The 14305-nt window shown below is 47.8% G+C and carries 7 protein-coding genes; 4 read left to right on the forward strand and 3 right to left on the reverse strand.

The features are described 5' to 3' along the window. Window positions 1–173 precede the first annotated feature (173 nt). Window positions 174–1424: a Rossmann-fold NAD(P)-binding domain-containing protein gene (locus tag BUQ91_RS14350; protein ID WP_254842382.1), complete on the forward strand. Its 1251-nt coding sequence runs from the start codon at window positions 174–176 to the stop codon at window positions 1422–1424. A gap of 18 nt (window positions 1425–1442) precedes the next feature. Beyond that, window positions 1443–2240, forward strand: a complete 798-nt coding sequence (locus BUQ91_RS14355; protein WP_254842383.1) for a hypothetical protein — start codon at window positions 1443–1445, stop codon at window positions 2238–2240. Between the two features lie 31 nt (window positions 2241–2271). On the opposite strand, the gene BUQ91_RS14360 is transcribed toward BUQ91_RS14355, so the two are convergent. Together BUQ91_RS14360 and BUQ91_RS14365 are read right to left on the reverse strand one after the other, a co-directional pair. Further along, the gene (locus BUQ91_RS14360; protein WP_072830106.1) at window positions 2272–3657 is read right to left on the reverse strand and encodes an MATE family efflux transporter; all 1386 of its coding nucleotides are present in this window, start codon (window positions 3655–3657) and stop codon (window positions 2272–2274) included. A gap of 84 nt (window positions 3658–3741) precedes the next feature. Next, complete coding sequence (locus BUQ91_RS14365) at window positions 3742–4620, reverse strand: GGDEF domain-containing protein (protein WP_072830108.1); 879 nt, start codon at window positions 4618–4620, stop codon at window positions 3742–3744. Between the two features lie 357 nt (window positions 4621–4977). Between BUQ91_RS14365 and BUQ91_RS14370 the strand changes: the two genes are divergently transcribed. Together BUQ91_RS14370 and BUQ91_RS14375 are read left to right on the forward strand one after the other, a co-directional pair. Continuing rightward, entirely contained in the window at window positions 4978–9663 is a 4686-nt protein-coding gene (locus BUQ91_RS14370) for a fibro-slime domain-containing protein (protein WP_254842384.1), read from the forward strand. A 61-nt stretch (window positions 9664–9724) separates the two neighbouring features. After that, window positions 9725–10126, forward strand: a complete 402-nt coding sequence (locus tag BUQ91_RS14375; protein WP_072830111.1) for an SPOR domain-containing protein — start codon at window positions 9725–9727, stop codon at window positions 10124–10126. Window positions 10127–10209: 83 nt separating this feature from the next. On the opposite strand, the gene BUQ91_RS14380 is transcribed toward BUQ91_RS14375, so the two are convergent. Continuing rightward, window positions 10210–14283 carry a hypothetical protein gene (locus BUQ91_RS14380; RefSeq protein WP_254842385.1) on the reverse strand — a complete coding sequence of 1358 codons (4074 nt, stop codon included), beginning with the start codon at window positions 14281–14283 and terminating at the stop codon, window positions 10210–10212. Between the last annotated feature and the right edge of the window lie 22 nt (window positions 14284–14305).

A 14305-nucleotide genomic window follows, 5' to 3' on the forward strand; every position in this document is an offset into this window, starting at 1 on the left:
CACACCTTTGAGAGTATATTATGTAACTCTAATCTAAGATTATCCATATTAAATGGGCTTTGTAAATTTTCTTTTTGTTGTATTCTGTTGTAACTTTACCAATAAGCTTTATTTTTCACAGTTCCCTGCTAGTGTCATCTTGAGCGGAGTCGAAGGATCTCGGAGTAGGCTTCTTGTCTAAAAATCCTATATTTCTCTTTATGGATTTGCAGTCGATTCTTTCTTCCGTTCTTGACGAAGTCTACGAAAAAAACGAATATCCGGCATTAGCCGCGCTCGAAGCTGAATGGTCCGAAACGCGCCCTTTCGAAGGGCTCCGTGTGCTGGTGGCGACCCCGATTTACCGCAATACGATGACTCAGTATCGCGCTCTTTTGGCGGGTGGGGCATCGCTTTTGGTCGGTTTTTCGGGTATGAACGACCCCGATGTTGTCGATTTTTTGAAAGATTGGGGCATTCCCGTCGTGATTCCGGCAGAAATGCTCGAAGCGGAGTCCCGTGGTGAATTTGTGGACTTGGTGCTCGACTGTGCGGGACCTTTTGCGGCTCTCCATCCGAAAATCGGCTTTGTGGAACTCACCCGTTCGGGCGTTCAGTACTACCAAAACGCTAAAAAGCCCGTTTTTGTTGCCGATAGCGGAATCGTCAAGCGGATCGAGACGTCTTTAGGCACCGGTGATGGCTATTTTAGGGCGCTTGAAAAGCTCGGCTTGGGTGCAGGCGAAAATGCGTCTGGCGCCGATTTCGAAGGAAAAAAGTTATTGGTTTTTGGTAGTGGCAAGGTCGGTTCGGGAATTGCGCTCCAGGGTGTGCGCCGCGGTTGCGCTGTATCCGTAGTGACGGACCTGAATCGTGCATCGTCTGAAAACGCTCCTGAAAACGCTCCTGAAAATGCCGCAAATTCGATGCCTGCAGGTGATTTTTCGGCGGTTTTAGAGCAAAATGGTGTCAATGTGGTCGATTGCCATGACTATGCGACCGTCTCCGCGCTGATTGAAAAGGCTGACTTTGTGGTGACTGCAACGGGCATAAAAGATGCTCTTGCTGCCCCGGAACTTCAAAAATCGCTCCTTTCGACATCGGCTGTTCTTGCGAATATGGGCGTCGAAGATGAATACGGTGAAGCTGTTCCCGTCGAAAAGGTGCTCAATGCCAAAGGTCCTTTGAATTTTATTCTCGAAGAACCGACGCATCTCAAGTATATCGAGACTTCGCTTGCGCTCCATGCGGCCCTTGCCGAACGCTTGGTGCAGGAGGCTGCCGGCAGTACCCAAAGCGGTTCGGATTGCGCGGCTATTGATGAAGGTCTCCGTTTCCCTCCGCAAGAAATTGAACAGCGCTTGCTTACCATTGCCATTCAAAATGGTGTTATCGGCCCTGAAATTTGCAGCATGCTTGGCGGCATCCCCACAGAAATGGACTAAAATATGACCCCCGAGAACATGAAAAAGGTCGTAGACCTCTGCAATCAAGTTTCGAACATCACCTACGAGAACTTGACGAAAATCATCCGTCTGGAACAGACGGGAAGTGCCGCCGGTGCGCGCAAACTCGACGATAGCGACCAGAATGATATCGATTCCTGGATGGGTGGGGGCACTTGCTTTAGCATGACGTGGCACATGTTCCAAGCACTCATGGACATGGGCTTCAAGCCGCGTCTTGTCATGGGGCACAAGCGCAAGGAACGTAACATCCACTGCGCCCTCATCTTGCCCGACCCCGACGGCAGCATTGTCACCCCGGACGCCGTTCCGGGGTCGCCACTCACGTTTAATTCCGAATTCTTACTCGATCCCGGTTACTTGATTTTCGACCCGCTCCCAATGCCCCTCCCGCAGCCGTTTGGCACTGGCGAAGCCTTTTTCCCGCTTTCCCCGAACTGCGTGCGTCTCGTGCGTCCGACCATGGAATCCATGGAACTTTGGACGGGTGGCGCAGGCGCGCCCATGAAGCTCCGTTTCGAGTACCCTGTGGAGGGCGTTTCCGTCGAAGAATTCAAGCACCATTGGAACGAAAGCTTCTATCGCGAAATGATGACCTACCCGGTCTTGAACCGCCTTGACCGCGAAAAGGGTATCCAGTATTACTATCAGAAGGGAAACCTCGTCGTTCGCGATGCGGCTGGTTCAAAAATGACGAAAATCGAGCCCGCCGACCGCGTCCAAACCCTCAGCGACATCTTCAAACTATCGCCGGATATCATCGAAAGAGCGCTGAAAATCCTAGAAAAAAGATAAGAGTTATGATGGGCGGTGAGCCCTGATTAACTTATTTCAGCTTCTTGAGTTCGTGCATCATCATTGCCATGCCGATGATGGCTGCGCCTGTATCGGCAATGGGCTGTGCTAAGAACACACCTTTCAATTCAAAGTAGTGCGGTAAAACGAGCAGGAACGGAATCAAGAGAATCACCTGACGGCACGCGTTCAAGAACATAGCTCTGAGCGCCTTTCCTGTTCCCTGGAAAAAGTTTCCCGACACCATGCCAAAAGGAATCATGAAGAATGCGGCGGTAAAGATTCTCATGGCCCAAGCGGAAACTTGTTGCAATTCGAGATCGTTCGGGGCGAACGGGGCGACGAATGCTTCTGCTTTCCACATCACGGCGGCCCAGCAAATGAACATGAACGCGCCTGCATAAATAAACGAGAACTTGAGCGTTTCGCGAACGCGGCCATTGAGCCTAGCGCCGTAATTGTAGCCGATAATCGGTTGCGTTCCGTGGACAAATCCCAAGAGCGGAAGCACTATAATCGAAACAACGCTGTTGATAATGCCGAATGCCGAAATCGCCAAATCGCCACCCGAGAGAACTCCGGTCGGTTTGATGCTGATGTTTCCGTAAGTCGTGAGGCTCCAGGCGAGAATTGCGTTCATAAGGCTGTTGCAAATCTGCATTACCGAAGGCGGCAATCCCAAAATGTAAATCTTGCGAACGTAGGCGGCATGCAGTTTCATGTGGCGCCAGCGAATCTTGATGGGCGAAGACTTTTTCACGAAGAACTGCGTAATCAGGCTGCTTGCGACCAACTGCGAACAGATGGTTGCCCAGGCGGCGCCTTCGATACCCCAGTGGAACTTCATGATGAACAGCCAGTCCAAAATAATGTTGGTCACGGCGCCTGCGATTTCGCGGAACATGGCGGTTTTGGGGTGACCCATCGAACGGATAAAGTGGTTCATGCCGGGCGCGATTGTCTGGAATACGGCACCGCACAGCAAAATGCGCATGTAGCTTTCGGCAACGGGGAGGGTCTGTTCGCTAGCTCCGAAAAGCTTGAGGAGCGGAGTCATGAAAACCTCGCCAAATGTAAAAGCGAGAATCGCCATGATAATCAGGAGCGAAAACGAGTTGTTTAAAATGATGCTCGCCTGGATGTATTTCTTTTGCCCAAGGCGAATGGCAAAAAGCGTGTTGCCGCCCACGCCGACCATCATCGATAACGCCATGATAAATAGGCAAATGGGGAAGCAGAGCGTAATGCCTGCAATGCCCAAACTTCCGACACCCTGGCCAACAAAGAATCGGTCTACAATATTATAGAGAGCGTTCACGCACATGCTTATGATGGCGGGAACTGAAAACTGCAAGACAAGCTTCGGGATGCTTGCTGTGCCAAAAGAATTAAGGCGTTCGGAGTAAAATTCACTCATCGCGCCCAAATATAGCAAAAGGCGAGTGTAGCGCCAATACTTGTATTGGCATTACCGAGCCGAGCTATATTTTTACCTTTTTCGCTAGGGCGCAGCCACCTGGTTTTTGCCGCAGTTTTTGGCTACATACAGCAATTTGTCGCTTTGGGCGATAAGTTCGGTGATTTGAGTCACGTCGGCCCCTTTCTGCGATGCAAGCCCAAGGGAAATCGTCACCGGGATAATCGTATCCATCCATGAGAAAATGTGGCGCTCGATGGTAAAACGCAATTTTTCGGCGCGCTTCTTGGCATCTTCTGGAGAAATATCGCTCATGAGCAGCAAAAATTCTTCTCCGCCGTAGCGGGCGAGCAGGTCGGAATCACGCTTTTCGTCGTTCAGCAACCGGGCCACTTCTTTTAAAATGAGGTCCCCGCATTGGTGCCCCCAAGTGTCGTTCACGTGCTTGAAGTTGTCTACATCGATCATCACGACATGGACAAACGTGTCGTTGCGGCGTGCAAATACAAGTTCTCCGGCCGAACGGTCCATGAATGCTTGGCGGTTCAAAATGCCTGTCAGTGAATCCATGGTCGCTGCTTCGTAGAGCTCACGGCTAAAAGCTTCTTCGCTCGGGTCCTTGTAGGCAACCTTTAAAACCATCTTGCCAATCTGAAGCCTGTTGTCAGAATCAAGAATTTGCTTGTGGATGAAGTTCCCGTCGACAAACGTTCCATTTGTGCTGCCAAGGTCTTCGACCGTGACATTCTGTCCGTCAAACGAAAGGGAACAGTGCTTGCGGCTTACCAGTTCGTCTTCGAAACGAATGTCGGCGTCTTGCCCGCGTCCGAGAATCACGGTCCCCTTTTCGAGAGGTATTTGTGCAAACGCGCTTTGCGGGTACAGAACTATTAAATGTGGATGAATGACCATCGGGTTAAACATGATGGTGTTGTCTTTATTGATGATGGTTTCATCTTCCATAATAATCCCTCGCGTTAGCGCTATCCCTATTTAAAATATAGAAGTAGTTTTAAGATTGGTTTGAAATAGTTTGAACTTTGAACTTCGAATTATCCATATAATACAGGCATGATACGCCTTGTTTTGTAAGTAGATTTTTACAATGTTTAAACAAATTTTCAAAACGTAAGTTTTGTGTTGAAAAAGTGTGAATAAAAGCACGGATTGGCTTACATAAATTTTTTTTCACATATCTTTAATAGAAAAAATTTCCTTTTTTCAATTAAAAAAGTAGATTTCATGCGGTGTAGTATATCAAGGAGGGCTTCTTCTTGATGTTCTGCGTGGTCAGAGAGAACCAAAATGGATAGAAACACAATGAAGAACACAATTAAATCCTTAAAACTATGGGTATTGGGCTGTGCTATGCTCATTGCAGGTGTGCAAAGTGCATCGGCAACATTGACCGGGTGTGAGGGAACCGTTTATCTAAAGCTTCCTGATGGATGGACTGCCGCTTATTCCGCTGCTGGTGGTCAGTTTGTTGCTTTTTCGAAGAGCACTAAGTATACCGGCTGGTATGAAATTAGCACTGCTAAAATCGGTGGTACAAACGGAGCGACTGATTTCTACATCTCGAAGGCTTTGAATGACTATGGCCAGACGGGTGGTATTACTCCGACTCAGATTGGTGCCAATGTTCAATTTGCTAATGGCAAGGGCTTCTCTTGCGCCGATTTTGGCTCAAAGACGAATGAACTTTGGATCCAACAGGATTTCACGGATCCGACCAAGCCTTATGTCAAGGGAGATCCTCCAGACGTAAAGTATTTCTACGTGTTCTTGCCGGATGACAAGGTTTGGAAGAGCTCTGTGCCGATGATTAGCGAAAACGGCAAAGATAAAGAAATGGATATCGATGCCGATAACTGCGGTTGGTATTACAGACGTTATGTCGATGAAGCCCTTCCGACGGAAGTCTTCATCCATAGAGATGATGACGAAACGTTGCAGTATGCCATCGGTATGCAAGGTGAAGGTGCTGAAACGCTTGAAAAGATTGACTTGGACGGTTTGTTTAATGGTGTTTTCAATAGCGAACCGGGCTATAGTGGCGCATTGTTCTTTGTTGCTGACCAGAAGAAGGCTGCTGAACTTCCCAGCATAATGTCTGGGTGGTATGTTGAAAGACCGGCTATCAATGGTAGCTGCTCCTATAACCTTGCAGCTCGTATTTATGACTCCGATGCTAAGTTGCATCCGGCATTCTCTTGCTATAGTGGTCCTGGTGATGGCCCGGCTAATGACGGTTGCCAGAAAGTAGACCAAACGAATGCTGCTGCTGGTGCAAATCCGACTGTCGCTCTTAATGCTATTTATGACTGTATCGGTGTGACTCCGGGCATTGTGGAATCGACTCTTGACCGCGCCACTAAGAAGCCGAAGCTCACGGCTGCTGGTAAAAAGTGCTTTATTGATGAGAAGTATTTCAACATGCTTTTCAATTACACTCCTGGTGTGAACGAAGTGACTTGCTTTGATATGCCGTTTACCCGTGCTGACGATGGCAAGTGGGAATTTGACTCTGACTTCTATACAAGCCCTGGTCTTGAAACCCCTGTTCAGGGTGGTTTCTACCCGGTTGAAGCTACCGATGAAAAGAAACTCAAGGATGCTGACTCTACGCAGCAAGCTGCTCCGTTAGCTCGTACAAAGCGTACTGCAGAAGGTCCTGTGTTCTATGGTCCGAATCTTCGTGAACTTCACCCGACTGAAAAGATTCCGATGATTGACGTGATTTGCAATGGCCCGGGTTGGAAGGGCGGTCATAAGTGCGATGGTCTCTTCGCTGATGGCGATGGCACCGAAGCCTTCTATACTGGCCTTAGCCCGGCTAACACTGGTGCTTGCGTCTTTGGTTGGAGCTGCCCGGATAAGGCTCCTGCAAATTGGGCATTCTTTGTGGATGGAACTGAAACTTCTGCTGCTTCGGGTAGCCCGCGTTGGAAGTCCGAAGAAGGCGGTAAGGGCAATGCCGGTCGTAACCAGCATTTCTGCTTCGAATCCCATGCTGAATTCCGCTTCAAGAAGGGACTCAAGTTCAGCTTCCGTGGTGACGATGACATTTGGGTTTATATTGATAACAAGCTTGCTGTGGACCTTGGTGGTACTCACCTCGCTGCTCCGGGCTATGTGGACTTGGATACGTTTATGCCCAATGGCAAGGCTGATTCCACCTATGATATCGATATCTTCTTCTGCGACCGTCGTACTACGATGAGTAACGTCCGTATCAAGACGAACATGTTCATTGAACAGACCGTGGGTATTAAGGCCGAAGGTCACCAGAATAGCAATGAAGACTATAGGCTGACTGGTGGTAACAACAAGTTCAAGCTGAAGTATTCTCAGTCTGGTGGTGGTAGCTGCGCTGCTGCAAGAGGTACTGCAGTCGTGTTGGAAGGCAAACAGATTACGGATGCAGGCTATAAGATTACTTATACGCTCACCACTGATAAGAGTGGTTCTGACCCGACCAAGACGATTATTTCTGCAGAAGAATTCGAAGCTAATCCGGTTCAGTTAGATGGCATCATCGATGTCACAGAACCGGGTGAACCGATGATTAACGAAATCAAGTTGAAGAAGAGACTTACTCCGGATACGTACTATCTGCGCATTACGATTGGTACTGATGTCTATATTATGTCCTGGGAAATTAAGGGTAGCGTTGCTGTTGCTAACCGTGATGCCGTTATTGTTGACGCAACTGGTTACAAGAGCCCGGTGATGCCGTTCAAGAGTTCTGCAATGGCTACAAATGCAGCCGATGTTACGGTTGACCAGCTTATCCCGCTCTACATTGCTCCGATTACGGATCCGTGTGGTGGTACACCTTCTGCTACTTGCACCCAGCCGGTCCAGTTGAGCGCTGCTGTTGGTTCTGAATATTCCTTGGATGTTAAGGACGCTGCAGGCAATGCTTCTACTCTGGTTACCTTCTACAAGTTGGAAAACGGACAACTTTCAATGGTTGACCCGGTCAAGTACAATCGTAAGATTGGTGCCGGTGGTGTTGATACCCTTTATGCAACTATCCCGTTCAACCAGTTCACGACATCTCAAAATGAGACTGTGGTCATCAGTGTAAAGGATAGTCCTTATAAGGCTACGCTCTCGTTCTTCGTGCCGACGATTGCGTTCGTTGAATCTGAAACGTCTTTGACTGTTAAGACTTCGGAACCGGATAACGTAACTCACTTGAAGTCCGAAGAAGTTGACTTCTACTTGATCGCTCTTGACCCGACTAAGAATAACTCTCCGTGCGGTGATGCTTGCAACTTTAAGGTGACTGCTGGTTCTGAACTCTCTAAGGGCTTGGAAATCCTTTATGGTCCTGATTCCACCGTTCACGTTGTGAATGGTCGTGCAACGGTTACCGTCAAGTCTTCTATGGTTTATGAATTGCCGACTTCTTCTGCAACTCTCCATGTGAAGGGCCCGAGTGCTACTATGATGCAGGCTAAGGTTGTCAACTTGCAGTTTATTGAACCGCCGGTTCCGACACCGCTCTTGGCCGATATCTTCGACGTCCATGGCGAACTTCCGGCTTCTTCGATGAACATCCCGGCTGAATACTTCAGCATGCAGACGGAATACCTCGATGGTATTGGTGACTCCCTTGCTATTTACTACTACCGTCCGTTTATCAACCACGAAGACTCCCTCCCGAATAAGATTGCAGTCTTCTGGGATGAAGATGAAAAGGATTCTGTGGTCTTTGAAAAGGCTGAAATTAAGGCTGGTACTGTTTGCGGTGCTGCTGCATCTCTGCCTGATTCTCTCTGCTTGCCGCGAATCACTCTCGGTGGCAAGAAACTCTCCAAGAATGTGAAGACCTCTGGTAAGGGTAAGCTCAAGTCTTGGGCTACTTACACGGCTCGCGGTACTGTTGTGACGAACTTCTACTCTTGCGCAATTTATGACCGCATTGCCCCGATCATCGTCTCTGCAAGAGCTATGACCGAAACTATGGGCGGTGTTGACTTGGCTAAGCTCAAGATCGAATTCTCTGAACCTGTTCAGAAAACGACCGAAGGCGATGCTAAGGGTGATGCAGTTCTTTCCTTCTACATTAACAATGGAAAGCAGCCGCAGTTTACCGAATATATACCGCTGAACCCGGGTTCTTCGATTCCGCCTTCTACGAACTCGAACACCATGAATTTGCTTTACAGCGCAAATGGCTTGTTCCCGCAGTCTGGTGACTATATCCACTTCGGTAGCATTGCAGGTGTGGGCCTCTTTACGGACCAGTCTGACTATGCAACTTATCCTGGTGGCGATACTCTCCGTCCGGCTGATGATGCTACTTATGGTTGGAACATTGCTCCGGGCTATAATGCAAGTGGACGTCTCCCGTCTCCGTGGGTATTGATCTCTGGTGATGTGAGTGCCTACGCTGTCAGAATCATTCCGTCCGCAATGGGTGGCATTCCGAGAACTCCGGCTGAAGCCGCTAACCTTGATGCGTTCGACATCTTTACCTACGACGCAAACAAGGATGACGACAACTTCAGAGCAGACATCCTTGCTGGTCAGGGCGAATTTGAAAAGTATGGCTTTATTCCGCATGGCTGGTATGTCAAGACCGATATGGGTGCCATGATCGAATCCAAGGAAGATTTTGTCAACTCCAACAAGAAGAACGTGTTCTTTGATTACGAACTCAGTTTCTTCACGAACTTGGGCTCTCATGTGGCAACAAAGAAGGGCCGCATCTTCTGCGATGACGACAAGAACTTTGAAGTCAACCAGAAGTACTACTTCGGTGGTGCAGGTCACAACTGCGTTGAAACCCGTAGGAACTTCTACATCGTGTGGAACATGAAGTCCGACAAGAACCGCCTCGTTGGTTCTGGCGCCTTCATCACCAAGCTCAAGACTTACGTCCAGCTTGATAACCACGGTAAGAAGAACAAGTTCGACAAGACCGAAATGTGGGGCGTCCGCCATAACGCTAAGACGATTGGCAGCTTCCCGGTCTACAAGGCCAATCCGTAATAGAGATCTTTAAGGTTTCAGAAAGCCTCCCTTCGGGGAGGCTTTTTCTATATTTCTATACATGCGAAAGTTTATAATTGCAGCTTCTTTATGCGCTATGGCTTGGGCCGGATCGCCAACTGATATGGACTCTCTTTTCCGCGGAAACGAGTACAAGCCGACGCTTAGTGCATCGCTCCGCGATACGACAAGCAATTCTGCAGTACCTGCCAAGGTCTCTGGCAAGAATGACAAGGGTGATGGGTTCTACATGCTCCAGTTCGAAGCTGTAGGCGATTTTGACGCCGCTCAGAGGCGCAAGGCTCAGCTCTCCGCTAGCACCGGCTATACCATCCAGGTCGTGTTCGATACACCGTTCTACAAGCTTCGCGGCGGTGGATGGAACAAACGCAAGGTCGCTGAGGACAAGGCTCGCGAACTCTCCGCGTACAATATCAACGCCTTTGTTGTAAAGATCCGATAAGCGCGTATAAAAGCGCTAAACGCACAAAGAGCAGGCTAGGCCTGCTCTTGTTGTTTTTTAATTCAGAATTGCGCCGTAGGCGCCTACAGCACGCCAAGAATCTGCTTGATGCTGTGGTCGTCTAGCTTTAACAGCGCACGTTCCTCTGGGGGCACGTAAGCCATCTTGCGCTCGTTGTCGGGCCTCTTGGTGCGGTCTCGGAGCACTATCGCTTTGTTCTTGAGCGAGTAGAAGAATGGGCCTGTCTTGACAAATTGCTTTTGGTGCAGCGCTTGCTTGATGGCATCGCTTAATACGGCAGTAATCTTGGGTGTCGCGTGTTCAACGTTGTGCAATTCCAGAAGTCTCTGCAACAATAATTCTCCATGGATCGGGGATTCGCTATCGACATAGAACTTTAGCTGTTCGATAAGCTTGTCCACCGGGAGCTCTTGAATGGGCAAATCGTCTCCGGAGCCTTCCTTTGCAAAGTGGACCACATTGTAAGGCTCGGCTTGAATATCGCTGTTCTGTTCCGCATCGTCAATAGAAAGGTCTTCTTGCGGTGGCGGTGCGACGCTCTGTTCAATTGCAATGGTGGCAATCAGATTTTCTTTTTCGTCTGCGTTCGAAATGTTCCAGAGCGGAAGCCACATGGGGAGGACCTTCCAGCCGAGTCTCGTAAATGCATTCGGACGAGTGTATTCGCGATCTTCAATCGACTCGTTGTATAGTCCGTAGCTGCAATCGCTTTCGATTACCGCAAGGAAACGCTTGGAATTGTTGGCGTCAACGATGACCGGCCCCACCGGTATGTTGCATGGGGCTATGTAGTCCTTAAATGCAATGGATTCTGCCTTGAGAACTTCTTTAATTTGTTTGCTGAACGGTGTGTCGATGACGTTGGTGGTGCCCGTTGCATTTTCGCTTGTGGACTTACTCTTGAGCGAAACAACCCATTCTTGGAATAGACCTTCTTTTTCTGTTAACTTGTCTGATTCTTCGTTGTTCAAGAACAGGCAAAGGCTCTGCTTTGCAAGTGTGGAGCCTATGGCGAGTTTGCGGCTTTCTGTAGCATTCGAAACATCGTCGATGTCTACGCAAACCAGAATTTCGTCACGGTATAAATCTACAGCGCGTTCAATGGTTTTGATGTAGAACTTGTTTTGCAGAGTTCCTTGAGTAAAGAACTTGGCAACGTTGGGATTCTTTTCTAAATGATTTTGTAGTGCGACTTCGATTTCTTTGCAAAGAGCCTGGCTAGAAGCTACAATTCCAAGTGTTTGGCTCGGATTCTTTGTCGCATGTTGGATAGCCTTTTCTGCAATGGCCGAAATCTTGTCGTGAACGACTTTTACGGTCTGAGACTTGCCTGTTGTAATCGTTGAATTCGGGAATTGCGCAATTTCGTTGTTGTAAATTTTGTTATTTGCAAAACGGAACAACGCCGGGTTTGCGTATTGCATTGTATAACTGATAACGCGTGTAGGAATTCCCTTGCGAAGCGCTGCAGAAAGCACGTTGTCTTTAAAGAAAATCGATTGTGAAGAAACTTCCATATTGCAGGCGTCCATGGGGAGCGCCTCAAGCGTTGGCTCGCAGGGGTTTCCAAATAGAATGACTTTCTTGGAATTGAAAATTCCTGGCATGGCTTCGGCTATCGTCATGCAATCGGCATCCAATAGCAATGCGACATCAAATGATTCAAAGTCTGGATGGTATGATTGTGATAAAGTAACGATTTGCAATCGGGCGGGATTTTTTTCGACCGTTTCGTGCATGGCACGGAAGTTTGCGTTCGAGAATTGGTCTAGCAATGTTCTGTATTGCTTGCCCTGTTGCTTGCGGTTCTTCGAAGACGGACTGAACAATTCCGGACATTCTGCGGTAGCCGCTTGCATTTGGCTGTTTGTCCATGAACGGGCAAATGCCATTGCAACGTCTTTACTAGCGTTCTTGGAATCCTTTACGAATTGCGCAAGATTTTCACATGGCGAATCGTTGATGTTTTCGATGTGCTCGCAAATCTGCAAGTAAACGTCTTGCTTGTCCCACTGGGTGGACCAACGCTCGATTTTATCTGTCCACAAATCAATATTTTGCGATTCCAAGGATTCGCTTAAATTGAGCGATTTGCTGATGCTCTGGAGCGCCTTTAGCAGTTCTTCGACGCTAGCCTGGATTTTGTCTAAATTCTCGGCAAACGGTTTGAACAAGTGCCATTTTGCAAGCAACTGCATCAGATAATCATGCTGGTCGCTGTTCTTGATTCGTGCGCGGAACACGTAGTAATGGCGGATCTTGTTTGCTAAATCATTCCAGTCGGTCTTTTCGTATTTCCAGTCTTTACCGAACAGACGCGTGGCAAGTACAGAGGAATCTTTGTACTTGCGTCTGTATTCTTGCATTTCGATAAGCTTGTCGATTTGCTCGATAAGCATGTCATCGGAGGTAATGCTCTTTGGGTTCTTGAAAACGCTAAGCAAAATGCGCTTGGGTCTGCGGTAGTGATCCGAGAGCGACTTGAGTGCGGAATTGAGACTATCGTAAAATTCGTTGCGGGCTGCAACAATGTTTACGTCAATGGCATCTTCCAAAAAGATGTCGGAGCCCTTGCGGCGATAACTAGACCAACGGGCGCCTGCACTTGGCAAATCGTTGAGGTCATCTTGGTAGGCTATCCATCCGTTTGAATGGAGATTCCAGTCTTCAAGGCCCGGCATATCCTTGTCGAAATTTTTCTTGAAGACATTTATCAAAGTAAGAATGTCCGAAAGATTGAATCCATCGAGATAGAGCTTAGATTTGACGACGCTCTCGATGAATGGCTTGATGGTCTCGATTAAGTCTTTTGCTCGAGAAAGCTCTTCGCCAATCAAATTTTTGCGTTCTTTCGAAACAGCCGGCAACGTTATTCCTTGGAATGCGTTGTAGACTTCTATTCCGTTTTGTTCAAAAAATAGCTGAGTCATTTCTTCAAGGCTTGAATGTATTGCCTTGAATTTGTCATAACGGACATCTGCAATGTTCTTGAATAAGTCACTTGCGAATTTTGACTTGACGTTTTTTAATTTTGTAATTTCGTCGAGCAATTCCGTGAGTGTTGCACCGCAGGGTTTGAGCGGAAAGTTGACGGAATCGTAGTACGTGACGAGTTTTGCACGGAGCTCGCTCAACGTGCTTTTAATCGTATCACGGTCGGGACCTTGAAACGATCGGAATGGCGGCTTCCAGGCGTTTTCAAAGTTAAACTTAGTGATGGCCCTACGGCTAATCACACAGACTTTTTTCTTTTGCTGGATGAGCTCTGCGGTTATGTTTACAGCGGCTTTAGCCTTTTCTGCTCCTGGGAGCGTTTGGATGGCATAAGCTGAATATTTTTCATCTAGTGCATCGATGACAGCCTTGTTTGTTTGCGAATCCGTAATGTATGGAAAATAGTGTTCCGCTGGATTGAAAACGTGGTCGTAAGGTTCTTCGTCAAAGAGCGATGGCTGCGGCAAGAATCCTTCGTTTCCGATAGTCGCAATGAAAAATTCGTTATTGGCTGCTTTTGCGGTTGTCCAGCACTCGCTTGTGAGTTTCTTTTTGAGAAGAATTTTGTTTGTGCTGTAAAACGTGATGCAATAGCCGTTGCGTGTAAACTTCCAATCTGTTTTAGCTGCAATCTTTTTTTCGAGCGTGTCGAAAAATTTTTGGATGTTGAACGTCTTGTTCTTGTAGAAATCCGAGGCTATTGGGAACTTGATGTTTTTATCGAGCGATTGGAGCGCGATATTTTCGATAGGTGCACAATCTGAAATGGTTAATGTATCGTGCTCGGTATCGTAGGTAAGCGGGATAAGGATTGCTGGGGCGAGCATCTTTTCGCCGCACTTGATAAATCCCGTTGCCATGTACAGGTCTTGGTTGCAAAAGTCTTCGACTTTTGATTTTAGAATTTTACGGAAAGTCTCGAGATCTGCTGTTTGCCTTTCTTCGTTATATTTGGCAGAAACAGGGAAAAAATGCGCGAGAGTGCGAGGCTTGGATTCATTTTGCCAAGTCTCAAAAAATAGGTCTCCGTTGTCTAACAGCAGCGGGGATTGAAACTTGTTTTTTTGCGAGAAGCTGAGGAGTCGGTCTTTGGTTTCAAAGGCTGCTGCTTCTTCGCGAATTCTTTCTATGGTAGTAGACACAGACGTTGATGCCATACCATGA

This window comes from Fibrobacter sp. UWB11 (assembly GCF_900143015.1).
Taxonomy (GTDB): Bacteria; Fibrobacterota; Fibrobacteria; order Fibrobacterales; family Fibrobacteraceae; genus Fibrobacter.